Source organism: Alteromonas ponticola, assembly GCF_012911815.1.
GTDB classification, from domain to species: Bacteria; Pseudomonadota; Gammaproteobacteria; order Enterobacterales; family Alteromonadaceae; genus Alteromonas; species Alteromonas ponticola.
Map to the genome: position 1 here is coordinate 1 of NZ_JAATNW010000005.1, position 23,989 is coordinate 23,989.

Annotated in this window: 22 protein-coding genes; 11 read left to right on the top strand and 11 right to left on the bottom strand. The window is 46.5% G+C overall.

The genetic code is table 11. The features are described from left to right. From HCJ96_RS09275 to HCJ96_RS09285, 3 genes are all read left to right on the top strand, one after another. A partial coding sequence (locus HCJ96_RS09275) for an EF-Tu C-terminal domain-related protein (protein ID WP_484476987.1) occupies positions 1-284 on the top strand: 284 nt, incomplete at its 5' end. Between the two features lie 500 nt (positions 285-784). Further along, the gene (locus HCJ96_RS09280; RefSeq protein ID WP_169210781.1) at positions 785-3,247 is read left to right on the top strand and encodes a hypothetical protein; all 2,463 of its coding nucleotides are present in this window, start codon (positions 785-787) and stop codon (positions 3,245-3,247) included. Between the two features lie 436 nt (positions 3,248-3,683). After that, positions 3,684-4,379 (top strand): hypothetical protein, encoded by a 696-nt coding sequence (locus HCJ96_RS09285; protein ID WP_169210782.1) that lies wholly within the window; start codon positions 3,684-3,686, stop codon positions 4,377-4,379. Between the two features lie 72 nt (positions 4,380-4,451). Here the strand turns inward: HCJ96_RS09285 and HCJ96_RS09290 are convergent, their stop codons facing one another. After that, positions 4,452-5,453: a WD40 repeat domain-containing protein gene (locus HCJ96_RS09290; RefSeq protein WP_169210783.1), complete on the bottom strand. Its 1,002-nt coding sequence runs from the start codon at positions 5,451-5,453 to the stop codon at positions 4,452-4,454. 237 nt (positions 5,454-5,690) lie between these two features. Between HCJ96_RS09290 and HCJ96_RS16535 the strand changes: the two genes are divergently transcribed. From HCJ96_RS16535 to HCJ96_RS09305, 3 genes are all read left to right on the top strand, one after another. Further along, entirely contained in the window at positions 5,691-6,653 is a 963-nt protein-coding gene (locus HCJ96_RS16535; RefSeq protein WP_169210784.1) for a helix-turn-helix domain-containing protein, read from the top strand. 28 nt (positions 6,654-6,681) lie between these two features. Continuing rightward, entirely contained in the window at positions 6,682-7,647 is a 966-nt protein-coding gene (locus tag HCJ96_RS09300; protein WP_169210785.1) for a DJ-1/PfpI family protein, read from the top strand. A 195-nt stretch (positions 7,648-7,842) separates the two neighbouring features. Next, complete coding sequence (locus tag HCJ96_RS09305) at positions 7,843-8,916, top strand: CNNM domain-containing protein (protein WP_169210786.1); 1,074 nt, start codon at positions 7,843-7,845, stop codon at positions 8,914-8,916. Here the strand turns inward: HCJ96_RS09305 and pdsS are convergent, their stop codons facing one another. Both pdsS and pdsR read right to left on the bottom strand, forming a co-directional pair. After that, on the bottom strand, positions 8,917-11,085 hold the full coding sequence (gene pdsS, locus HCJ96_RS09310) for a proteobacterial dedicated sortase system histidine kinase (RefSeq protein WP_169210787.1): 2,169 nt from the start codon (positions 11,083-11,085) through the stop codon (positions 8,917-8,919). 3 nt (positions 11,086-11,088) lie between these two features. Continuing rightward, positions 11,089-11,778 (bottom strand): proteobacterial dedicated sortase system response regulator, encoded by a 690-nt coding sequence (pdsR, locus tag HCJ96_RS09315; RefSeq protein WP_169210788.1) that lies wholly within the window; start codon positions 11,776-11,778, stop codon positions 11,089-11,091. Positions 11,779-12,052: 274 nt separating this feature from the next. Between pdsR and pdsO the strand changes: the two genes are divergently transcribed. Beyond that, complete coding sequence (pdsO, locus tag HCJ96_RS09320; RefSeq protein ID WP_169210789.1) at positions 12,053-12,769, top strand: sortase-associated OmpA-like protein PdsO; 717 nt, start codon at positions 12,053-12,055, stop codon at positions 12,767-12,769. Between the two features lie 114 nt (positions 12,770-12,883). Here pdsO and HCJ96_RS09325 read toward each other — a convergent pair whose 3' ends face one another. Then, a complete protein-coding gene (locus HCJ96_RS09325; RefSeq protein ID WP_169210790.1) occupies positions 12,884-13,477 on the bottom strand; it encodes a carboxymuconolactone decarboxylase family protein in 594 nt (197 codons plus the stop codon). A gap of 196 nt (positions 13,478-13,673) precedes the next feature. Here HCJ96_RS09325 and HCJ96_RS09330 point away from each other — a divergent pair, with 196 nt between their 5' ends. The 3 genes from HCJ96_RS09330 to trmB are packed head-to-tail and all read left to right on the top strand — an operon-like array spanning position 13,674 to position 16,055. Next, complete coding sequence (locus HCJ96_RS09330) at positions 13,674-14,615, top strand: ABC transporter ATP-binding protein (RefSeq protein WP_169210791.1); 942 nt, start codon at positions 13,674-13,676, stop codon at positions 14,613-14,615. Then, on the top strand, positions 14,605-15,378 hold the full coding sequence (locus HCJ96_RS09335; protein ID WP_169210792.1) for an ABC transporter permease: 774 nt from the start codon (positions 14,605-14,607) through the stop codon (positions 15,376-15,378). Before HCJ96_RS09330 ends, HCJ96_RS09335 begins: the two co-directional genes overlap by 11 nt. After that, positions 15,378-16,055: a tRNA (guanine(46)-N(7))-methyltransferase TrmB gene (trmB, locus tag HCJ96_RS09340; protein ID WP_169210793.1), complete on the top strand. Its 678-nt coding sequence runs from the start codon at positions 15,378-15,380 to the stop codon at positions 16,053-16,055. The genes HCJ96_RS09335 and trmB overlap by 1 nt, the downstream gene beginning before the upstream one ends. Positions 16,056-16,062: 7 nt before the next feature. Here trmB and HCJ96_RS09345 read toward each other — a convergent pair whose 3' ends face one another. Beyond that, entirely contained in the window at positions 16,063-16,782 is a 720-nt protein-coding gene (locus HCJ96_RS09345) for an EAL domain-containing protein (RefSeq protein ID WP_169210794.1), read from the bottom strand. Positions 16,783-17,102: 320 nt separating this feature from the next. On the opposite strand from HCJ96_RS09345, the gene panP reads away from it, so the two are divergent. Further along, positions 17,103-18,728: a pyridoxal-dependent aspartate 1-decarboxylase PanP gene (gene panP / locus HCJ96_RS09350; RefSeq protein ID WP_169210795.1), complete on the top strand. Its 1,626-nt coding sequence runs from the start codon at positions 17,103-17,105 to the stop codon at positions 18,726-18,728. Here the strand turns inward: panP and panC are convergent. The 6 genes from panC to dksA all read right to left on the bottom strand — a co-directional run bounded on the left by panC (position 18,725) and on the right by dksA (position 23,813). After that, on the bottom strand, positions 18,725-19,573 hold the full coding sequence (panC, locus tag HCJ96_RS09355; RefSeq protein WP_169210796.1) for a pantoate--beta-alanine ligase: 849 nt from the start codon (positions 19,571-19,573) through the stop codon (positions 18,725-18,727). The two genes, panP and panC, sit on opposite strands and share 4 nt — an antisense overlap. 5 nt (positions 19,574-19,578) lie before the next feature. Then, the gene (panB, locus tag HCJ96_RS09360) at positions 19,579-20,373 is read right to left on the bottom strand and encodes a 3-methyl-2-oxobutanoate hydroxymethyltransferase (RefSeq protein WP_169211133.1); all 795 of its coding nucleotides are present in this window, start codon (positions 20,371-20,373) and stop codon (positions 19,579-19,581) included. 114 nt (positions 20,374-20,487) lie between these two features. Next, positions 20,488-20,991, bottom strand: coding sequence for a 2-amino-4-hydroxy-6-hydroxymethyldihydropteridine diphosphokinase (folK, locus tag HCJ96_RS09365; protein WP_169210797.1), 504 nt, complete (start codon positions 20,989-20,991; stop codon positions 20,488-20,490). Further along, positions 20,984-22,285, bottom strand: a complete 1,302-nt coding sequence (gene pcnB / locus HCJ96_RS09370) for a polynucleotide adenylyltransferase PcnB (RefSeq protein WP_169211134.1) — start codon at positions 22,283-22,285, stop codon at positions 20,984-20,986. Before pcnB ends, folK begins: the two co-directional genes overlap by 8 nt. A 100-nt stretch (positions 22,286-22,385) precedes the next feature. Further along, positions 22,386-23,294, bottom strand: a complete 909-nt coding sequence (gene gluQRS / locus HCJ96_RS09375) for a tRNA glutamyl-Q(34) synthetase GluQRS (protein WP_169210798.1) — start codon at positions 23,292-23,294, stop codon at positions 22,386-22,388. Between the two features lie 69 nt (positions 23,295-23,363). Beyond that, complete coding sequence (dksA, locus tag HCJ96_RS09380; protein WP_169210799.1) at positions 23,364-23,813, bottom strand: RNA polymerase-binding protein DksA; 450 nt, start codon at positions 23,811-23,813, stop codon at positions 23,364-23,366. Positions 23,814-23,989: the final 176 nt, after the last annotated feature.

Genomic DNA, 23,989 nt, shown 5'->3' on the forward strand with positions numbered 1-23,989 from the left:
CACACACCAAGTTCGAAGCAGAAGTATACGTACTGAGCAAAGACGAAGGTGGCCGTCACACGCCATTCTTTAAAGGCTACCGTCCACAGTTCTACTTCCGTACAACTGACGTAACGGGCGCGGTACAGCTTCCAGAAGGCGTTGAAATGGTAATGCCTGGTGACAACCTGAAGTTCGAAGTTGAACTGATTGCACCAATTGCGATGGACGAAGGTCTACGCTTCGCAATCCGTGAAGGTGGTCGCACAGTAGGTGCTGGTGTTGTTGCTAAGATTATCGAATAATCAAAGCTGACATAAGTCATCTAAAAAAAGGTCGCGCAAGCGGCCTTTTTTGTACCTACACACCTACTGTGCGGCCACCAAACGGTGTTCCGTGAACGGGTGGAAGCGGGAATAAGCGAATGAACAGTTTCATTCGCGCCGCTGGAACGACCCGAGCTCTGCGAGGGGCTGGGGTCGCACAGTAGGTGCTGGTGTTGGCAGAAAATTGCTCCTGCATTTTCTGCACTTGCGACATCCCTGTCGGGCGTTGCTAAGATTATTGAATAGTCGAAGCTGACACTTAGTCATCTAAAAAAGGTCGCGCAAGCGGCCTTTTTTGTTCACTTAAATAACTTTCGAGTAACTATTCGCTACTCAAACTTTTATTCAAAAGCGGGTAGCCTAATTACACTCTACTTTCCCTATTTTTCATTGTGTTTAATAAATGGACTAGGTACCAAAATCGGTATATTGTAATCTCATCTAAATGTAAGTGCGTTACGGAAAACTAGGAAGCAGTTGTGGCAGTGTGGATGCAAGAAATTAAATCTATATTAAGTGTTTGTGTATGTCTTTTTTTGGCGAGCTGTGGTGGCTCAGACAATGACAGCAAAAGTATAGCACTCCCTCCTAATTCTATTCCCAACGTTCAAGACGAACCTGTTCAATATGCAGTTACCGGAGTTGGTGTCAAAGGGCCACTCCAGCATGCCACTGTCAATCTATACAAACTTGACGCCAATAAGCTTCATGGTTTCGGTGAATTATTGGCAACTGGCAATACGAATAAAGCTACTCAGATTGAAGGATTATCCATTGAGGGTGAAATCGACGGTGAGTATATTATCGAGTTTCAATCGAATGATGCCACCATTGATATTACAACCGGACAGCCGCCTACCTTTACTTATTTAACAAATGTTGTTAGTGCAACTCAGATAAGACAAGGGGAACTTGTTTATGCGACACCCTTGTCCACGCTTGTCTCTGAACTGACAATAATTAATCTCCTCGGTGGAGATTCCTTTTCTCGGGCTCATGCTGGCTCTGTTGCGACAGTGGAATCATTTTTTAGCTTTGGACTGACTGAGCAGCTCGATATAGTAAAAACGCCACCAATACTTACAGCAGAAACTGTTACCGAGGCGCAGCAGCAAGATACCTTACACTTAAGAATGGCAAACGAAGCTACTGCTGTCTTTATTCATCAGTTATTTAAATCGATTAGTCATTCTGAACTTAATTTCGAACAGTTTCTCTTAGAAGTCGTGCATGATCTGGTCGATGGAAAATTAAACGGAGTTGCATCAGATGGAGAAGTAACTAGTTACACAGAAAGTGATGTTAAGGAGCTGGTCATTCCGCTCGGTTTACTTGAAGTAATAAACTCAAACAGGCTAGCTATCCTTAGGCTTAAAGATGAATTAGTAAAAGAGACGGCTATTACTGAAGTTGAAAGCCTTGATACAAGTTTGCTTCGAATTGATGAAAATCGAATTCGGTATGAGCAGATTTCAATGAATCATGACATTGATAATGATGGCATTATTAACAGTGAGGATGAAGATGACGACAATGATGGTGTAGCGGATTTTAAAGACCAATTTCGTCAGAATTATCTTGAGTCACGAGATTTTGATAATGATGGTATTGGGGATAATGCTGATTTAGATGATGACAATGACGGTATACCAGATTATGAAGATAATATTACAGTAAGCTATATCAAGTCACATTTTACAGTCGAGGAATCTGTATTAATATGGGTGAGGGGGCTTAACCCTGATGGTAAATTGGCTACCGATGATAATGGTTGGCACGTCCAATATCATATTTACGACATGCAACAGCCAGATCGTTGGATAATCCAGTATGGTGCAGATGGATACTATAATGGCAGCTTTGATAGTTCAAAAAATGAATGGCTGGTTTCATTCCCAACACCTCCTTATGAGGGAGATTTTGAGATCAGGTTTGTACTTTATTGCTCTAAAGCTGAGCAAGATTGCGATGACCAGACTACATACTTCAGTTGGGAGCAGGTGCATCCTTTTACCGTAAGTTGTGCTGATCAAAATTTATGTGAATACACCCCTGCTCCAGAACCTGGTGTCAACATATCACAGTCTGATTACATAGCAGATTATATCACTTCAACAATTCGATCAGATGGGAAACTGTTTGTTGCCTATAGAAATTGGCAACCAAATGATTTCAAGGACTACCTCAGTGTCTCAACTGATCGGGGCAAAAACTGGTCTGTTGTCTATGAATATGATGACGATTATTCTCCTCATATCATTATTGAGAACAATGCAGAAATGTTAGTGGCAGTGGAAGACTGCGGAAGCAAAATTTGTGTGAGATCCTCACAAAACGGTTCAGAGTGGAATTCTCTGTCAATGATCGATGTAACTGAACATCTACAGTGCACTGATTCTTCATGTGGATACAGTTTTGGTGCAAATTCTTTGATTGAAAGTCAAGATGGAGAGTACTTACTAACTTACAGCTTTAATTCGGACGTTTACTTGAGACGGTCCTCCGATCTTATCGAATGGACTGATGCCATAACGATGAGTGACATAGTTGAGGGTTTTGGCTCAGGCTCTACGCTTTTTCAGCAAGAAGATGGCACATTTATATTAGTATATTTATCTGAAGATAGAGAGTTTTTAGTCGTAACAAAATCGGATGATGGAACGGTTTGGACCGAAACACAAACTATCGCAAGCTCTAGCTATTATTCCCGCGTTACAATACTAAACGATAACGGAACAGTGAGGTTGTTCTTCTCATCGCATAGAACGCTATACTCTGCAGAACTGAACTTTTCGGGACAATTTGATGAGCCTGTTGCGATAAAAGAGAATTTAAGTTTTGGTGCGGGAGTGATACTACTGGATAATAAGCTATCGTTAATATATGAAGACACGGTAAATAATAAAGGAAATGTCTTTTTTGAAACAATAGAAAATTTTTAAGCTTTCTTATTGAGTCAGATTGGCATTTCTTGTCGGTTTACCATAGATAGCCTGCTAATCTGGTCGAAATGTTCACCGATTAATGCATGATGCGTTCGCGTAGCGCTATTTCTATTATACGAGTCTCTGAATGAAATGCTTTTTTCAATAGTCGAAAATACCGAGAAATTCACTTTGAATGGCCCGAGCTCTGTGAGGGGCTGGGGTCGCACAGTAGGTGCTGGTGTTGGCAGAAAATTGCTCCTGCATTTTCTGCACTTGCGACATCCCTGTCGGGCGTTGCTAAGATTATTGAATAATCAAAGCTGACATAAGTCATCTAAAAAAAAGGTCGCGCAAGCGGCCTTTTTGTTTTTAACCGCCTGAAAAGTTGATCAATCCGCGTACGACATTCATAACTAAAGACTAATTACAGGACGCGTTAAAAGGTGTGCCCATGGAGCATAAAGCAGCACTTATCGTACTGGAACGGCCTTGGGGTTACGAAACCAGCCCGAATAATAAAGCCAGCGTATTACCGTTCTTTCAGGGTTTGCAGCAACTTAATGGTAACTTTGGGCTGTTCCACACCCATTTCTATGACAAGCAGAGTTTTGAGATAGCGCTGGATGAAATGCTCGCCCTCGAGTATGACACGTTTTACCTTTACATCGCCTGTCACGGCTTTGGTAGAACGCTGGATGCCCTGCATCTGACCAGTTTGTTAAGGGAGATAAATCAGCAGGCGAAGAAGAAAAATATTGTCGGCGTCGTCTTGGGCTCCTGCCTCCTTGGTGAGAATATTCAAGAGTTTCTGGACTACAGTGAAAACAGCAATATCGTGTGGAAAGTCGGTTTCAAATGCGTAATTAACTGGCTCGAAGGCACCTTTCTGGCGATAAAAACCTTCGATACTCTAATGAATGCCCAACACGCCCGGTTGAACAATCGCGATTACATTCTTAAAAAGTTTGCACTGGCCTACAAGGACTATCGTTTAGATGCAGCGTTAGGCAAAGATAGAGACGATCAGCCTGTGCCGTTCGAGGACTCACTAACGGTGGTTGTGCAACCCAGAGGTAAAGGGAAACGGGCTCAAGATATGTCCAACAATTTGTTCTCAATGCTTAGCGCAAACATAAGTGAGTTATGATTTGATTGTCACACGATCTACAGCTTTATAAAATTAGGTTGGTTTTTCACCACCATCGACACCAAGCACGCTCTATCTCAAAAACTTCCGATAATCCCAAGTCTGTATCACGCCGTCTGAACTTAACGTCATCAGTTCATTCGTTTCGTTGTTAGCTAAACTGATGACAGTCGCGTTAGCGGTATACCGTTTGATCTTCCAGGATACGATTTCGTCGCCTGATTGGGCATTCCATAAGGTGACTTCATCTTTGGGTGAGGTGGTAACCAGGTACCGGCCTTGCTCAACAAAATGGCCCCGACGGAAGAAACGAAAGTTTTCAAAATAGTCGAGCTCAGCCAATTTGTTTCCGTTCCTTTTATCGATTATCCAGTGTGTCTGCAGCGCATCAGAAACAAATAGTTTATTGGATCTGTCGTCTACAACAAGCGCAGTAATCCGTGAGCGGAAATTATGCTGGTAGCTAATTTCGCCATCTTTAGTATGCCAATAAGCGAAATTTTTATCGGTAGCGCCTGATATGGCATAGTGACTCTCATCATCGAACGCCAATCGGGTTACCATCAATTCATGGTGGTCCATTTTAAGTGCATTACCGGAGTTTAAATCTCCCGACAACACCGCGCCATCGGTCATGCCGACCAGAATTCGATAACCGGTTTTATCGACATGCAAGGCTGATATGGTTGCTCCGGGCTGAAAGCCCAACACATCCCAGGTATAAACAACTGAACCGTTGGCGATACTCAATACTGTCACGGTCCAAAGGCCACCGACTACCACCAGTTGTTTGTCACCTGACAGAGCTAAGTGACTTACTTCATTATCGAATACTGAAGCATCCCAGCGCTGAATTGGCGTTCTTTTTTGTGTATCCCACACGCTCACTGTCTGGTCGGCAGTCAATACAGCGGCTAATTTTGAATCTGCTGACAACGATGCCGAGATTACCGCGGCGTCGACAATACGATACGACGATTCTGGCTGCATTGTTATGACTTCGTCACCACAGCCACTTGCAAGTAAAATTTGCAATAAAACAATAAGATGTAAAAAACAGGATTTGATCAGCACGCTTTTCCTTATCCGTAACATCTCTGACAAGTTATTGTTATTTCGATAATACATGCCATTGACGGGTATCACTAATAGTAATGTTTCAGAGCACTGATTAAATTTAAGTTTTTACCTCTTTCACCTCATGCCTGGCATAACAATGTGTTATTTCATTTTGGCCAGAATCGTCGGTTATGTGTCCTTTTGGCCAGCCTGTGATAAAAGTATAGTAGTGATATTGACGAGGAGAACACTGTGGCAAAGCAAATTGGCATTTTCATTTACCCGGGCTTCCAGCCGATGGATGTGACCTGTGCATATGATTGTTTTACTGAAGCCAGTTCACGGGCGAAAAATGCGAATAAGCCAGCTCCGTATACGGTGTCGTTAATCAGTGAAACGACGGCACCTGTGACTTCGGCAAACGGCATCACCTTACTTCCTCACCAGACCCTTGACACGGTTGAACGCTTACATGTGTTGATTCTTCCAGGCGGTGAAGGCAGTCGGGAATTGATCAAACAGGTGAATGTAATCAATGCATTAACCGTTATAGCAAAGCGAGTAGACAAAGTGGCCTCTATCTGTACCGGCGCATTTATTCTGGCCGCACTGGGCTTAGCAGAACATCGACAAATCGCGACCCACTGGCGCTTTGCACAACAACTCCAACAGTGTTTTCCTAATTGTGTGGTCAACGAAAAAGCACTGTTTGTAGCTCAGGATAACATTTACTCCTCTGGCGGCTTGAGTGCCGGGCTTGATTTGACGCTTCACCTGATCGAGCAGGATTTAGGTACGCAGGAGGCAACCAGTATTGCACGTGAAATGGTGATGTACATGCGTCGGCCAGGTAACCAGTCACAATATTCAGAGCCACTGATTTTACAAACCAAAACCCAGGGTAAGCTGGAAAAACTGACCGAGCAGATCATCAAACACATTCAACAGGATTTAAAAGTCAGTGATATGGCCGCGTTCGTCAATATGAGCGAGCGCCATTTCAGGCGCGAATTGATGCGCCAAACGCTGATGAGCCCCAAACAGATGCTTGAAAAAATGCGTCTGGAGTACGCGCGGGACCTGCTGGTGACATCCGCAGGGTTAGTGGAACAGATTGCCCATAATAGCGGCTTTAATAGTGCTGATGTGTTTTGTCGACGCTTTCGACAGCACTTTGGTGTGAGGCCTTCAGAATATCGCGTGAGGTTTGGGTAAACCTCACTGTTAACAAAAGGAATAATCGATGAAAAAGAAACTAATGTTTATGTGTACTCTGTTGCTAGTGCTGACTAAAACGTCGCTAACTCACGCCAGCGAGCAAACCACCGTCGGTGTGCTGTTATTCGACGGTGTACAAATTATCGATTTTACCGGGCCGTGGGAAGTGTTTGGTCAGGCGCGCTTCGAAGTAAAAACCGTATCCTCTCAGGGCCAGCAAATTACCACTACCATGGGTATGAAGGTTACGCCAGATTACAGCTACCAGGCAGCTCCGGTTTTCGACATTCTGCTGGTACCCGGAGGGCATGTGCAGAATGCTAAATCAGCAGAGCATATCGACTGGATCCGCAAACACGTGAATGCTGCGAACATGACCCTGTCGGTGTGTAATGGCGCCTTGCTGCTTGCCGAAACAGGCGTGCTAAAAGACAAAGAAGCTACGACCTTTTTTCATGCGCTGGATGATCTCGAAGAAGACTATGAAGACATCAAAGTGAGATCGGATGTGCGCTATACCCATAGTGACAACATCATTACCTCAGCAGGGCTGTCGTCAGGTATCGATGCGTCATTGTATGTGGTCAGTCAGCGTCTGGGAGTGCAAAAAGCTAAAGAGATAGCCATGCACATGGAATACGACTGGGATCCAGATGCCGGGTTCGTACGCGGGTTGATGGCCGACAAGTATCTGCCGGATCTTAAAATCAATTTTGATCAATCTATCCCATTCACGGCGGACCGGGTGTACCATTATGGCGATAAGCAAGAGTGGCAACAGCACTACCGCATAGCGACAGACGCAAGCATTGCGCAAGTGACATCGCAGGTGAAGGAACAAATCGCCAATCAGGGGTGGCATTATCAGGCGCAAACCGATAGCTGGAAAAAAATCCTGAACGAAGAGTCGCTGAGCTATCAATTTCACATTACCGACATTCATAGTGAAAGTAATACGTTCACCTTTAAACACGTCATTCACACACGCTAAGCGGTGGTGGGCGCGTGAGTCGGGAATTAAAAACTAGAGCAAACATAAACAAATTGGAGCATGCATCTGTATTTGTTTACTCACCCATGTAAAATGACTGGGATTGCTACTTACTAACTTGTGGATTGGTAAGTCAATTCAAACAACGTTTTTACCACTGAAGACGTTGAATTTTACTGCTGATGGAACATTGCGATGCTGTTGCTGATGATTTATGTGCTGATTGCACTGGGTTTTTCTTTTCTTTGCTCGATTGCGGAAGCCGTTATTTTAAGCGTGTCTTCTGCATACGTTTCTGTGATGGAGGCGGAAGGAAAGTACAGTGGCAAGTTGTTGCGTAAGCTCACCGACAATATCAATAACCCGCTATCGGCCATTTTAACCTTAAATACCATTGCCCATACTATGGGCGCAGCGGGGGCCGGTGCGCAAGCTGCGGTAGTGTTTGGCGATGCCTATCTGGGCCTGATTTCCGCTATCCTGACTTTCTTGATCCTGGTGTTTTCTGAGATCATTCCTAAAACACTGGGCGCTACTTACTGGCGTGCATTAGCACCGGCGACGGCCTATTTTCTTAAATATTTAACCTTGATCCTGCATCCGTTTGTGGTCATGTCCCGGTGGATGACCAAAAGCTTTAAAGAAGATAGCCCATTGCGCGGGTTAAGCCGCAACGAAATGCAGGCGATGGCCGAAGTGTCAAGCCAGGAAGGCCAGTTAGCCAATCATGAAGCGGCATTTCTGCAAAGCTTACTAACCCTGCATGAATTTACTGTCAAAGATGCGATGACACACCGCACGCAAATGTTTTCGGTAAACGAAACTATGCTGGTGTCTGAATTTTTCCATAAACATAGTGATATAGAATATTCACGCATTCCGGTGTTCGCTGAAAACGACAATGAAGACATTACTGGCTATGTGATGCGCACTGACCTGCTGTTAGCCAAGGCAAGAGGCAATGAAGATAAACCGCTATCGACGTACCTGAAAAAAATGGTCACTGTGCTTAATACCATGCCCCTTTCTTCAACCTTCGACCATTTCTTACAGAAGCGTCGCCACATGCTGTTAGTGGTGGATGAATATGGCGGCCTGGAGGGCATAATCACGCTGGAAGATTTGCTGGAAAGACTGTTAGGCGTCGATATTCTGGATGAAAAAGACAATGCGGTCAGTATGCGTCGCTATGCGCGAATGTTGGCTAAGCGCAAAGAATCGATGATGCTTAAAAACGTGCCTGATCATTCCTTTAGTCAGGAAAAATAATCACACTTCAGGCATAGACAGAGTTACCACCACACCAGAATGGTCTGCCAGATTGGCTATCTGTAATTGCCCTTTGTGAAACATGGCAATAGTGTTGGCAATATACAGACCCAGCCCCAGATGGGGATCTGAGGACGTATCCTGATGACTGCTATCAGCTCTGACAGATACCATTGATTGAAACAGTTCTTCCTGCATATCGTTAGGTAATAGGGGCCCGGGGTTAATCACCTGGATTCGCAGCACCTTCGCATGGCGGGAAAGCTGCAAGGTAATGGTGTCATCGGGTTGACTGAACTCGACTGCATTGCTGACAATCTTATCCAGCATCTGCGCAATAAGTTCAGGCACGCCTCTAACATACACTTCTTCAATTTCACTGTTCAGCACAAATTTGCGCCCATTGTATGCATGTTGATAGCCCGCTACACAGGCAGTAATTAACTTTATCAACTTTACCCGTTCAAACTCTTCCTGAGTGATGGCTTGTTCAAGCCGCGTTGCTTCACTCATTCGATTCAATATCGTGCTTAACCGCGTAATGCCATCCTGAGCACGTTCAATAAAGCCATCGTTATTCGCTGCGGTATTGAATTGGCGTAAATTGTCGAGCGACGATTTCACAATTGCAATGGGGGTGCGCAATTCATGGGATAACCGCGACGCCATATTTTCAAGGTAAGAATTGTAATGCTGTAAACGTTCAACCACGGTAGAGAAGGTGCGGCTGAGATCACCAATCTCATCTTTTTGACGGGCGACAGCCAGCTGACCAACAATTTTGCCGTTGTCATCAATGACACTTTCAGTCTGATCACGCAATTTTCTGATCCGCGATGAGATACGATTGGCAAAAAGAAATAAACCCAGGGTACCCAGCAGCATTACCGCAATAATAACGTGAAACAGTTGCTCTAATGCTCTGTTGCGTAACGTACGAATGCCATGAGTGGTTTGTTCTACGATCACTGCACCCCTTACCTCGCCATCGATATAAATGGGATGAGAGGCAGACAGAATAACCGCCTGATTGTCGGGGGTTAAGCGCCAAAGCGACTCAGCGCGCCCCGCCAGCGCCGTTTTTACGCCTTCTGTTTCCAGTTCGTAGGCATTTTCGAGTTCATCAACGAAATTGTCAGGTGGACGAGTGAGAATGTGGTAATACACCGGCAAGATCCAGTTTTGTTCCAGCCAGTTTAACCACGCCCATTCAAACGGCTGTCGGGGTTTGACTTTGACGCCGGTGGCCGCCTGGATATCACCCGCTTTTGCCAGCACACGCTGATGACGATCCACCACCCAGACCCGCGAGTCGGCATATTTCAATCCCGCCAGGATCTGTTCAATTTCTGGCGACGGTGACACCACCGTGCCGAGTTGGTCAAACTGATTGGGATTGGCGGTTCCAATTGCATATTGTTTGGCGCGGGTGGACGGGTTATCCACGTCAACTAATGCGAACGCCAGCGAGCCAGAAAATAAGGCTAAAGGGAAGCGCAATTCTATGTTGTAACCTGTACCGGTCTGTCGCCAATGACCCTGAATTTCCAGTGCATTGTCAATCGGCTTAACCTGCGTGAGATCATCGTCCAGGCGATAGGCATTGATCCAGCCGGCCTCGTAGGGCGAAATACTGTATCTGGCCAAGTCCCCGTTAGCGTTGATAACGCTTATAAGTAAGTGATCACTTCTGTCTATTCGCAGACTTTTGGCATTGCGCCAAAGGAGGCGGTCATCTTCCACGGCAAACATTGCATATAAGTATTGATCGAATTTGCCCACCATATGGGTAAATTCAAGTGTCGTTGCAATATCGCTCTCAGCGTAACGTTGAACTACCTTTTCCGTTCCATAACGCTGGGCAAGATGATCAATATTCTGCCAGTCATCAAATTGCCCATCCAGGCGTATCGGGTTGTCCAATTGAGGCGCGTAAAGGTCGGTGCCCTGACGGATATTTTGCAAATAGGCAGAACGACTTTCAAATAAGGCTTTTCGTTCGTGCAAGGCGGTGGCTACAGCACGCGCGGTACCGAGCATGGTTTGTTCCTGGCCGTTGCGCAGGTACTCTTCTACCTCCCACACATATTGATAACCCAACCAGGGAATGGTGAATAGAAACAACGATAAAATAACCAGCTGGATTCGAATCGAAAATCTTAAGCGCATGGATTAGTTCTGCCAGCGATAGCCCATGCCGTAAACGGTTTCGATATGATCAAACTCTGGGTCCAGTTGTACGAACTTTTTACGCATACGTTTTATGTGCGAAGTTATTGTGGAATCATCGACCACCATCTGCGATTCATCCATCAGTTGCTGGCGGCTTTTCACATGGCCCGGGCGCTTGATTATTGCGTGCAACATCCAAAATTCAGTAACGGTAAGCGCCACCGGGTGCTCCTGCCAGCTTACGGTCATACGACTGACATCCACCAACAAATCTGCCAGCCGGATCTGTTCACTTTGCTCAGTAGGCGTAGACAGTAAATCCGTGCGCCGAAACAAGGCAGCAATGCGCGCCAGCAAATGTGCCATGCTGATGTCTTTGGTCAGATAATCGTCTGCACCCATACGTAATCCGCTGATCGTATCCACGTCATTATCCCGCGCGGTAAAAAAAATGATGGGCAGCGTTTGTGATAATTGGCGCAATTGCTGACAGAGTAAAAAACCTCCCTCCATTTCATCCACCAGGCCGATGTCGATAATGGCTAAGTCGGGTAGCGTACTGGCAAATGCTTTGGCCGCGGAAGGTCTGTCTCGGTACGCATTAACGGTATAGCCCTGGGCGCGCAATGCGACGATATAATTTTCACGGATGGCATCATCATCTTCTACTAATGCAATAGTGCGAGGCATACAGGCTCTCTTTGTTTACTTACTGCGCTCACTATACGCGAGTTTCGAACAGAACACCGAATTGAGCATCAAAATCCCCATGTTTGCCATTTTGTTGCCACAATTGGGTGGAGACAAGACGTCTTGTGCCCACTTTATCGCATGCGTTGCCCGTTTAAACCACACATCGCCACAATTGATCACTACCTTTCCCTTTTTCAGTTTATAAGTCGCCACAAAGCTTTTGTTTAATAAGTACTCCTGACACACACCACTTATGAATGAGAGTACTACTATGAAATTTACCCTAAAACACACCTTAATCGCCGCTTCTATCTCAGCACTTATGTTACCGGCTACAGTTCAGGCCAAGGCAGAGGATAACGATAAACAAGATAAATCGGTAGCCATTGGAATGGGCTCTGGAGCGGTTATTGGCGCCATCATTGCTGGGCCCGTTGGCGCGGGTGTAGCAGCAATTTTGGGCGCAATGCTGGGCAACGAAAGTGTACAAAAGGAGCGCTTTGAACACAAAGAGGCCGAGCTGGCCAATTCAACCCGAGCGCTTAAGCAATTAGAAGCTGAAAATTATGCCTTAAACGAACGTGTGCAGGCAGCTGAATTAGCAATGACCGCTGAGACTGACTCCTCCTCACTGGCGCTTGAACAGGCAGTGCAGTTTAAAACGGGGTCATACAGTATCGAGCCAGCTTACGCCGAGCAATTGAGTTTAATCGCCGCTGCCCTTAGCCACAATCCGAAATTACATGTAAGGGTGACCGGGCATGCTGACAGTAGGGGCGATGAAGATTACAACGAAGCGTTATCCATGCAACGGGCGTTATCTGTTAAGCAATTTTTAACTCAGGCCGGGGTTAAAGAAGCGCAAATTATCACCGCATCAGTGGGTGAGAAGTTCGCTGCCACCGCCACCTTTGAAGAAGCCTTTTTCGATCGCAAAGTGGTAATGGAAATTTCTGATGAACCAGAGAAGTTGACTGCAAGCCGTTAAGTCAGGGGTGAACGTTTTGAAGACCCCGTCCTGCGACGGGGTGACGAAATAATTTCAACGGGGTAACGAATTAAAATTGACGTGGTAAAGGTATCATCCGGGCGGGATACGGTCCTACGTCGTGTGTTTACCGCCAGTCCATCCACCTTTTTTCAGTACCTTATCACCCAACGCCTTGGGCGGCGCTTCCAGCTCTGTTGCCATAGAGTCATTCCAGCGATTCAGGAACCCATACAAACTGACGGCGGCCAGAATTTCTACAATTTGATCATCATCCCAATGCTGCTTCATTCGAGTCATCAGTGCATCATCCACCTGGTTGGGTACGCTGCCGGCAGCTAAGGCATAATCTAATGCTACCCGTTCTGCATCTGAATAATGGGGGCTGGTCTGGTAATTCCACACGTCAGCAATTTTTTCGTCGCTGACACCGTGCAGACCGGCTGCAATCAACGAGTGGGCTTCACAGTATTGGCACCCTGCCGCTCTGCTGGCAAAATGTGCTAAAACCCGTTTGAACCCTCTGTCTACTGTACCATCAGGCGCCATCACCGCTTTGGTCAATTCGGCAAAGCCTTTCACTATTTGCGGACGGCGTTGCATGGTAAGCAATGAGTTTGGCACAAACCCTAAAATATCGATAAATATCGCAAAGTCATCCTTTAATTCAGGGGTGGTATCTGCGGGTAACGGGGAAAGGTGTGCCATAGTCAATCTCGCTCTATTTTGTTGTGAGTTTAGGACAACGTCAGGGTTGAAAAATTCGAAAAAATAACAATTTAGTACTATTCGACAGCGATATCTGCTGTCACATCACGACGAAAAGTAACATGATACTTGCAGTATTTAATCTTCTGCTTACCATAACAAAACTGGTTTAACTCTCAATAGTACAGGCATCTTAATGAAAGCGCTGGATATTTCCGGATTACGTAAAGTCTACAAAGGCGGCGTAGAGGCCCTAAAAAGCATTGATTTAGTGGTAAAAGAAGGCGATTTTTTCGCCCTGCTTGGTCCGAATGGCGCGGGCAAGTCAACAACCATTGGTATCATCAGTTCACTGGTTAACCCAACCGAAGGGCAAGTCAAGGTCTGCGGATTCGATTTGGCCACACAAAAAGAGGCGGCGAAAGCCTGTATCGGTCTGGTGCCGCAAGAGTTCAACTTTAACCAGTTCGAAACGGTTGAACAGATAGTGCTCAATCAGGCGGGTTACTACGGTGTACCGCGTGGGCTGGCTAAAGAACGGGCAAAAAAATACCTGGCGCAATTGGATTTGTGGGAAAAACGCAATGCGCCTGCGAGAGAGCTCTCAGGGGGCATGAAACGCCGACTGATGATAGCCAGAGCACTCATGCATGAGCCCAGAGTATTAATACTGGACGAACCTACCGCGGGAGTAGACATTGAAATTCGTCGTTCCATGTGGACGTTTTTGAAAGAGATTAACGCTCAGGGTATTACCATTATTCTTACCACCCATTATCTGGAAGAAGCGGAAATGTTGTGTCGTAATATCGCCATCATTGATAAGGGTCGCATTGTTGAAAACACCACAATGAAGTCGCTGTTGGCGAAGTTAAGCCTGGAAACGTTTATTTTCGATCTTGGCGAGAATGCGGCCAAACCTGTGTTAGAGGGGTTTGAATACCGACAGGTAGATGATCACACGCTGGAAGTTGATGTGGAAAAAACCGAAGGACTAAACCCGGTGTTCAGCCAGCTTTCTCAGCAGGGTATTCAGGTAATGAGTATGCGTAACAAATCAAATCGATTGGAAGAGCTATTTGTGCGCTTAGTGGAATCAGGCAGAAATCAACAAGGGCAAGCCAGCCATGCAAAATAATAACAACTGGGTCGCACTGACTACTATCTGGATCAAAGAGTGTACGCGCTTTTTGCGTATCTGGGTGCAAACGCTGGTGCCGCCCGCCATTACCATGAGTTTGTACTTTGTCATCTTTGGCAGTTTGATTGGAAATCGCATTGGGCAAATGGATGGATTCAGCTACATGGAATTTATTGTTCCCGGCCTGATCATGATGTCGATTATTACCAATGCTTATTCGAATGTGTCGTCGTCGTTTTTCAGTGCTAAATTTCAGCGGAATGTTGAAGAACTGCTGGTGGCACCCGTACCCACCTGGATCATCATTGCCGGGTATGTGGGCGGCGGTGTAGCGCGTGCAGTGTTAATTGGCATTATCGTCACCATGGTGTCGCTGTTTTTCGTTGATGTACAAATTCATCATTTCGGCATTATTGTAATCACTTTGCTATTAACCGCTATGCTGTTTGCTACCGCAGGGTTGATTAACGCTGTATTTGCCAAAACCTTTGATGATATCAGTGTGGTGCCTACCTTCGTATTGACTCCGCTGACCTATCTGGGCGGTGTGTTTTATTCACTCAGTCTATTGCCTGAGTTCTGGCAGTGGGTGAGTAAGGCGAATCCGATCGTGTATATGGTCAATGGGTTTCGCTATGGCTTTTTAGGCGTTTCTGATGTCAATATTCAGGTTTCATTGGCGTTACTGGTGGGCTTTAACGCATTGTTGTTTGGCATTGCTTACTATTTGTTGAACACGGGTAAAGGCATCCGGTCCTGATGAGCGAATATAACGGCAATTCCCGCGCCATCAGCACTAACCAGACGGGGTTGCATGAAAAGCTGGACGCGATTGTTAAAAAATATCAGCACAGTGTGAGTCAACGGCCCATCAGTGAGCATACACAATCGGCATTCAACCAGGCGTGCGAATGGCTTGCGGGCTGGCAGGGCCCGGTCATACTTGATTCCTGTTGCGGTGTAGGTGAAAGTAGCGCCAATCTGGCAAAGCGATTCCCCCAGCATAAAATTATCGGCATCGACAAGTCGGCGGCGCGCATCGATAAGCATCATGCTTACCGTAAAGGCGAAGATAACTATTTGCTGGTGCGCGCGGATGTGAATGATTTTTGGCGTTTAGTGCGGCAATCTGACTGGCAAATTAGTCAGCATTTTTTGCTTTATCCCAACCCCTATCCTAAGGCCAGCCAGGTACAAAAGCGCTGGCATGCCAGCGCGGCAATGCCTGATTTAATGGCCATTACCCCCAATATCCAGGTGCGCAGTAACTGGGTGGTGTATTTGATGGAGTTCGCTCGGGCTGCCAGTCACTACGGCGCTACTAGTCAGCTTAGCTCAGTTGCTGAGGGCGATGCCTTCACGCCCTTTGAGCGAAAGTATCAGCAGAGTGGCCAGACATGCTGGCAACTCGACTGTGCAAATGAGGAAAGTGAATAGTCTTTAGTCAGTGTTCAACCGGCCGCGGTTCTGGCTTGCTGAACACATAGCCCTGGGCATACCGGATCGGTAATTGTTTTACTTTATCCAGGGTTTGCTCATCTTCTACATGTTCGGCCACTAACGAAATGCTTCGTTGTTGCGCAAGTTCACAGATATTTAAAAGGAACTCTTTCACTTCAGGCTGGGTATCAAATTGACGGATAAGTCCTCCCGCTATTTTAATGCCCCTTACAGGCATGGAAAGCAGGGTTTTAATATTACCCGGCGATTTACCGACATTATCGATAAAGACGCCCAGACCGCTGTGCATGCTTTTGTCAATAAAGGCTTTCAAGCGATCGGGATACTTCAGGGCGGTACTCGCACTCACCTCAACACTGACTCTGGATGGGTTTGGGTAGTTTGCCAAATGCATGATCAGCGTATTGGTTAACTCTTCACAATCCAGGTCACTGGCATCCAGATTAATATTCCAGGGAATATTAACATTCTTAAAATACTTAGCGCTTTGGGTAAACATGGTTTCTGTCAGTTGATGAACATGATTATTACGTTCGATTAAATACAAGAACTCACTTGGCAAAAACGTCTTATCGGAAGGGGTTACCAGCCTGGCAAGGCATTCATAACGCCATACACGCACGTTCTCCAAGTCTACAATTGGCTGAAAGTAAGGGACTATGCTTTCAATACTAAAATTTTCAGTCACTTCTCGGATGGGCATGATACTTATTTCCAGATTGTCCTAATTTGACTATAGCAGAGACCAACAATTAAAAAATGACAATTATTGTGTGTCGATACGAAATTGAGAAAATTATCTTTTCCAACTACCTTAAGCTATAAAACCATTAACATCATTTATGCTGTAGATAGCTACAAGCCCCTTGGCTCAACCCGCATTCTGGGGTAAAGTTCGGCTCTTTGTCGTCGCGATGCTAAGTTTTCATATTAAGTATCAAACGTTCACCAGCGACACAAGCATAATTTAGTAACGTCTGATGTCGGTGAATGGTTTAGTCAAAATTTTTAGAGGTGCGTTTAGTGGGTGAAGCTCAGGTCAGTCTCAGGCATTTGTATCGGGTATTTACCAAGCCTGAACACCAGGACTCTAAACTTGCCCAGATAGAACAACATCTATCTGACAATATTCTGGACTTTCTGTCTCAACATGTAGTGACCAAAAAAACCTCACTGGAAGAAATCGAGCAGGATTTTTCTGACTCAAGAGTTCCAGAGTCACCTGAGTTTGTTTCGTCTCATGCTGAATCCCTGTTGGACAAGCTGGTCGCGCATTCCGTCAACACGTACTCGCCCACGTTTATCGGCCATATGACCTCTGCGCTGCCCTATTTTCATTTACCGCTGTCCAAGCTGATGGTAGGACTAAACCAGAACCTGGTTAAAATTGAAACCTCAAAGGCCTTTACGCCGCTGGAGCGGCAAGTACTCGGCATGATGCACAATCTGGTGTACGATGAAGATGAGGCGTTTTATCAGCGTTACCTGCACAGTGCCCTTCATTCACTGGGAGCGTTCTGTTCAGGTGGAACCATTGCTAACATTACCGCGCTATGGGTCGCGCGCAATAAGGCGCTGGGTCCACAAAAAGGCTTTGCCGGCGTTTCCAGAGAAGGTCTTGCCGCCGCCTACCGTCATTATGGCATTAACAATCTCGGGTTGATGTGTTCTAAACGTGGTCATTATTCGCTATCCAAAGCGGTCGACGCACTGGGGATAGGGCGCCAGCAATTACTGGCATTACCCTGTCCAACTCAAACCCTGAAACCGGAAGATGCACTGAAGGCAGGTAAAGCCTATCAAGAGGCCGGAAACCAGTTGTTGGCCATCGTCGGGGTGGGAGGCACAACCGAAACCGGCCACGTTGATCCATTGGATGAATTGGCTGATGTGGCTAACGAGCTGGGCTGCTGGTTCCACGTCGATGCTGCCTGGGGCGGTGCGACGTTATTTTCAAAACAATATCGACATAAGCTTAAGGGAATTGAACGCGCAGATTCGGTTACTATTGATGCACATAAACAAATGTATGTGCCTATGGGGGCGGGCATGGCGCTGTTTAAGGACCCGGAAAACGCCAACGTAGTGAGACATCACGCGCAATATATCTTGCGTGAAGGCTCAAAAGATTTGGGAGCCACAACCCTGGAAGGCTCGCGTAACGGGATGGCCATGATGGTATACTCGTCATTGCATATTTTCGGTCGCCGCGGTTATGAACTACTGATTGACCAAAGCATTGAAAAAGCGAAAACCTTCGCGGACATGATAAATCGCCATCCCGACTTTGAATTGATCACCACACCCACCTTATCGTTGCTGACCTATCGTGTCTGTCCGAAGGCCATACAGGCGCGCCTTAAAGTCGCCGCTGATGATGAAATCAACGCCTTGAATCAAACGCTTGATCGGCTGGTGGTTAATGTGCAAAAACTGCAACGTGAAGCGGGTAAGTCATTTGTGTCCAGAACAAGACTGGAAATTCCAGGCTACCCAGACCGTTCCGTCACTGTGTTCCGTGTGGTGCTAGCCAACCCACTGACAACCCATCATGATTTAGCAGCAATTTTAGCTGAACAGCACATGATTGCCAGTGGCACCAGCGATTGGCAAGATTTAGAAGATGGTAAGTACTCGCTTACTGCTTAAATTTTAAAACGTAAATTGTCGATCAGGCGGGTGGTACGCAAATAGGCTGCAATCAGCACCACCAAATCCGTATCCCCTGATTGCGCTTCCCTCAGGGTTTCACTTTCTCTGATTGTCACATAATCAGTTTTAAAGCCTTCGACATCTAATGCCTGCTGGGCTTCTTTCTCCACCAGTCGGTAATTCGATTGACCAGCCTGTACTGCGGCACGAATATTCTTCAGCGTCTGGAATACAAATGGTGCAATTTTACGCTCTTTTTCGTTTAAATAACCATTGCGGGAACTCATGGCCAGTCCATCAGCTTCTCGCTCGGTGGCAACCGGACAAATCACTACATCCATAGACAGATCTTTAACCATGGTCTGGATAACCTGAAGTTGCTGAAAATCCTTTTCACCAAAGAAGGCCTGATCGGGCACGACCATATTAAACAGTTTCGACACCACGGTTGCTACACCGCGGAAATGACCGGGTCGAGTGACGCCACAAATAATATCTGAGAGACCAGGCACTTCGACAAAGGTCTGCCTATTTAACCCCCGCGGATACATTTCGTCGACAGCGGGCAGAAAAAGAACATCCACACCCTGTGCAATCAATTTAGTCTTATCAGCTTCAATGGTGCGCGGATAAGCGTCCAGATCTTCATTCTGGCCAAATTGCATGGGGTTAACAAAAATTGAAGCGATGACGACATCGCATTCTGCGCTGGCGGCTTTTACCAGCTGCAAGTGACCCTCATGCAAATTACCCATTGTGGGTACAAAGCCAACTTGTTTACCTTGCTGATACAACGCTTTACGCCATGCGCGAAGCTCGCTTACGGTAGTGATAACTTGCATGTATTTTACTCGAAACTATGCGCTGAAGAGGGGAACTGGCCGCTAATGACATCATCTTTGTATTGAGACACGGCCTGGCGAATGTCGCCACATTCCAGAAGGTAATTTTTTGAAAACTTTGGCATATAGTTAGCGCTAATGCCCAACATGTCATGCATGACCAGTATCTGCCCATCAGTATGCACGCCAGCACCAATCCCTATGACCGGAATAGATAATTGTTGAGATACTTTTTGCGCTAAAGAGGTAGGCACACACTCAAGTACAAGAAGCTGCACGCCGGCTTGCTCCAATGCGAGCGCATCGGCTACCAGTTGTTGCGCTTTGGCTGCTTCCCGTCCCTGTACCTTAAATCCGCCCAGTACATTCACTGATTGTGGCGTCAGGCCTAAATGCCCACACACGGGAACACTGCGTTGCACAAGACCGTGGATGGTTTCTAACAGCCATTCACCGCCTTCAAGTTTGACCATTTGTGCGCCTGCAGCCATCAGCTTTGCTGCATTCGCATAGGCTTGTTCCGGCGTGGCGTAGGACATAAATGGCATGTCAGCCATAACAAAAGCGTGCTGAACGTTTTTGCTCACACAGCGGGTGTGATAGGCCATCTGTTCGATAGTAACCGGTAACGTGCTTTCCTCGCCTTGCAATACCATTCCCAGCGAATCACCAATCAACAGAATATCAATTCCCTGTTCGTCGAATAATTTGGCAAAACTGGCGTCATAGGCGGTCAGCGCGGTAATTTTTTGCGCTGCTTGTTTTTGTGCGAGCAGCGAAGAGACAGATACTTTTTTCATCATGAATACCTGTAAATTAGCGATACAAAATACATCATTGAGTGGCGAACTATACGTTATTTGAACAATTGCGCAATGTTGTGAAACGCAGTGCGGATCATTGAGCGATAAAAACTACAGTTGATTATCCGGGCGCAGCCGCTTCAGTCCATCCAGTGAACATCTGGCTACCCATTGAGAAATCGGTTTGCCATCTGGCATCACCATATTTGGTGCAATTTCAAAAAGTGGCACCAACACGAACTCACGATCCGCCATACCGTAATGTGGAATGGTGAGTGTGTCGGTATCAATATCATGCTTGCCATACAGCAAAATATCCAAATCTAGTGTACGCGGGCCCCAACGCTCACCCTTGCGTTCACGTCCGTGCTTATTTTCAATGTTTTGTAACTGCTTTAGTAATATTTCAGGCTTCAGCCCGGTTTCTATCAAACACACTGAATTAATAAAGTCAGGCTGATCCTGAGGCCCCATCGGCGCGCTCTGATACATTGAGGAGGTGCGCAGCAGACGCGTATGCTCCACCTCATTGATTGCCAATAATGCGGACTCAATATGCTTACCAGCTTCACCTAAATTGCTGCCTAAGCCTATATAACACCTTTCTTTATGCATTATTTTCTTTCCTGGGCTGGCGTCGACGCCTCGGTTTGCGCGTGCCTCCACCCTCTTGACTGCGTAAAGCGTTCAACATCTTTTTCTGCTGAGCTGGGTGCGCATCCTGAAATTGTGTCCACCAATCTGCCAGTTCCAGCAACTCGCCCCCTTCGATTTCACCTCGCAATAACAAAAAGTCGTAGCCAGCGCGAAATTTCGGATGGGCCAGAATTTGAAAAGCACGACGGCCAAAGCGACGTGGTAACCGCTGTTGTAGTATCCAGATATCACGCATGACGGTTGAAAAACGTTTCGGGATCATGATGCGCTGAGTCTGTTTGCGCACTACCTCTGACATCGCGATGTTGTAAGCGTCATGCGCATTCAGGCCTGACTCGGACATCATCTTTTGTGCATACTCCTCAAGTGGATACCACAGTAATGCTGCATAAAGGAAGGCCGGAGTGACACGCTGTTCATTGTTAATTCTGTCATCAGTATTTTGCAAAACCCGATAAATGAACTGCATTTCTCTGCAGGAGTCGTCCCGCAGGAAGCTCGCCAATTGTGGAAACAATGGCTCTATTAGGCCATGGGAATGAAGCTGTTTAAACGTTTCTACGCCGTTACCACTGATAAATAATTTCAGGGTTTCTTCGAACAGTCTGGCTGGCGGAATATTGGTGAGCAACCCTGCCATTTCGCGTATAGGCGTGGCCGTGCGTTCGCTGATGGTCATGTCCAGTTTAGCTGCGAAGCGAATAGCGCGTAGCATGCGCACAGGATCTTCCCGGTAACGTTGTTCCGGGTCACCGATCAGCTCAACTTCTCGCTTTTTAATTGCAGAGCGACCATTAGCAAAGTCAATTACCGAGAAGTCGACCACACTGTAATACATCGCGTTGAACGTGAAGTCACGCCGTTCGGCATCTTCTTCGATGCTGCCAAATACATTATCGCGTGTCAGGTGACCGTGTTCATTTTGTCTTGAATTATGTGCTGAAGCGTCTTCATCTTCATCAGGATGATGACCGCGAAACGTCGCGACTTCAATCACTTCCCTGCCAAATACAATGTGTGCCAGTCGAAACCGGCGGCCAATCAGACGACAGTTGTTAAACTGCGCCTTAATCTGTTCCGGGGTGGCATCGGTGACCACATCAAAATCTTTAGGCTTCATACCCAGCATCAGGTCGCGGACACATCCTCCGACCAAAAATGCCTGATAACCCGCCTTATTCAGTCGGTACAGTACCTTTAACGCGTTTTCACTAATATCGTCACGGGAAATACCATGTTCGGCGCGCGGCACAGTGACGGCTGCGATACCGGGTTGGGAATTTGATGCTTTGGCAAGCACCCGTTTGACGGAATTGACTACTCGCGTAATGATGACAGTTTCTCCACAGCTGTTAAGGCTCGTAATGATACGGCCTATTGTGCTGATCGACAATAATTTCAGCTTTTTTGGGCAGTTTTTTGCAATTCCAGTGCTTAATTGCCCACGTTATCAGTGCTTCACAGGTATCTATGGTATCGCATTCTGGCGTCCACAGTGTGAGGAATTTCAATACTCGTTTTAAGTTGGCCAGAGGCGTGCGGTCGTCTATTGCGCGAGCGTGATTCTGTTTACTGAGTTTGTGACCGGGTAACATTGCCGCTACGGGAAAGTGGGCATACTCAGGCGCTGCAATACCTAAGGCTTGATACAGCGTTAAGTGGGCTGATGTTGTGCTCAGCAAATCGAATCCTCTGACAATATGAGTGACACCCTGGTGAATGTCATCCAGTACCACCACCAGATTATAGGAATACAAACCGTCCCTTCTTTTTATAATGGTGTCTTCCAGCGCGTGAGCGTCGGAGATGACAACGTCGCCCTGAATACGATCAGTAAACCGGGTGACCGGCCGGTCCACGAGCAGGCGCACGGCATTTCCCTGAGCGGTAAGCCCGCGCTGTCGACATGTGCCCTGATATGCCCCGCCAGCTGCTTTAATCATTTTGCGTGTACATTGGCAAAAATAAGCGCGCTGCGATTCTATCAATCCTTCGACAACACCTTGGTAGCGGCCGTGCTGGGTTGATTGGTAGGCAACATCTCCATCCCAATGCAGGTGGTGAGCACTTAAGGTACGGAGTATGGCAACATCAGCGCCGGCAACGCTGCGGGGTTCATCAATATCTTCAATTCTAAGCCACCATTTTCCATCATGGCTGCGCGCATCCAGATAACTGGCTACGGCGGCAACGAGTGAACCAAAATGTAAGGGACCAGAGGGAGAGGGAGCAAAGCGACCAATATATGCGGGGGATGTCATAAAAATAAAAGTTCATCAGGCCGCCCGAATGAAATTGAACGGCCCAGACGCTTAGCAATCTATAGGGGATTAGCCCTGCAATTGCTTTTCTTTAATTTCAGCCATCGTTTTGCAATCGATGCAAAGGTCGGCAGTGGGTCTGGCTTCAAGACGGCGGATACCAATTTCGATGCCACACTGATCGCAAAAACCAAAGTCATCGTCTTCGATACGCTTAAGCGTTTTTTCGATTTTTTTGATGAGCTTACGTTCACGGTCACGGGTACGAAGTTCCAAACTAAACTCTTCTTCCTGCGCGGCCCGATCGACCGGGTCAGGGAAGTTAGCGGCTTCGTCTTTCATGTGTGTTACTGTTCTATCAACTTCTTCACGAAGCTGATTGCGCCATGCCTTCAACAACAGACGGAAATGTTCCATCTGATCATCGTTCATGTACTCTTCATCAGCGCCAGGCTGATAAGGTTTAAGTCCTGCCAGGGCAAGTAACCCTAACGATTTTGTTTCATTTCCTGCTGACATGTGTCACATCTCCTACACCAGGACACTTATATTCCGCTAAACCAATCGAATATCTATAGCAGAATCGAACAGCGCAAGCAACGTTAAGTGTCTTTGTAATCTATCCCCACCGATATCGTTACAGGCAACGATAATTTGTGGAATTAATCTGTCTCGATTTTGAACCACAACGGCAA

Bases quoted from the DNA above. Each gene is read 5' to 3' on its own strand.
- HCJ96_RS09285 (WP_169210782.1), top strand. From the start codon at position 3,684: ATGGAGCATAAAGCAGCACTTATCGTACTGGAACGGCCTTGGGGTTAC.
- HCJ96_RS09300 (WP_169210785.1), top strand. From the start codon at position 6,682: ATGAAAAAGAAACTAATGTTTATGTGTACTCTGTTGCTAGTGCTGACT.
- HCJ96_RS09305 (WP_169210786.1), top strand. From the start codon at position 7,843: ATGCTGTTGCTGATGATTTATGTGCTGATTGCACTGGGTTTTTCTTTT.
- pdsS (WP_169210787.1), bottom strand. From the start codon at position 11,085: ATGCGCTTAAGATTTTCGATTCGAATCCAGCTGGTTATTTTATCGTTG.
- pdsR (WP_169210788.1), bottom strand. From the start codon at position 11,778: ATGCCTCGCACTATTGCATTAGTAGAAGATGATGATGCCATCCGTGAA.
- pdsO (WP_169210789.1), top strand. From the start codon at position 12,053: ATGAAATTTACCCTAAAACACACCTTAATCGCCGCTTCTATCTCAGCA.
- HCJ96_RS09325 (WP_169210790.1), bottom strand. From the start codon at position 13,477: ATGGCACACCTTTCCCCGTTACCCGCAGATACCACCCCTGAATTAAAG.
- HCJ96_RS09330 (WP_169210791.1), top strand. From the start codon at position 13,674: ATGAAAGCGCTGGATATTTCCGGATTACGTAAAGTCTACAAAGGCGGC.
- HCJ96_RS09335 (WP_169210792.1), top strand. From the start codon at position 14,605: ATGCAAAATAATAACAACTGGGTCGCACTGACTACTATCTGGATCAAA.
- trmB (WP_169210793.1), top strand. From the start codon at position 15,378: ATGAGCGAATATAACGGCAATTCCCGCGCCATCAGCACTAACCAGACG.
- HCJ96_RS09345 (WP_169210794.1), bottom strand. From the start codon at position 16,782: ATGCCCATCCGAGAAGTGACTGAAAATTTTAGTATTGAAAGCATAGTC.
- panC (WP_169210796.1), bottom strand. From the start codon at position 19,573: ATGCAAGTTATCACTACCGTAAGCGAGCTTCGCGCATGGCGTAAAGCG.
- panB (WP_169211133.1), bottom strand. From the start codon at position 20,373: ATGAAAAAAGTATCTGTCTCTTCGCTGCTCGCACAAAAACAAGCAGCG.
- folK (WP_169210797.1), bottom strand. From the start codon at position 20,991: ATGCATAAAGAAAGGTGTTATATAGGCTTAGGCAGCAATTTAGGTGAA.
- gluQRS (WP_169210798.1), bottom strand. From the start codon at position 23,294: ATGACATCCCCCGCATATATTGGTCGCTTTGCTCCCTCTCCCTCTGGT.
- dksA (WP_169210799.1), bottom strand. From the start codon at position 23,813: ATGTCAGCAGGAAATGAAACAAAATCGTTAGGGTTACTTGCCCTGGCA.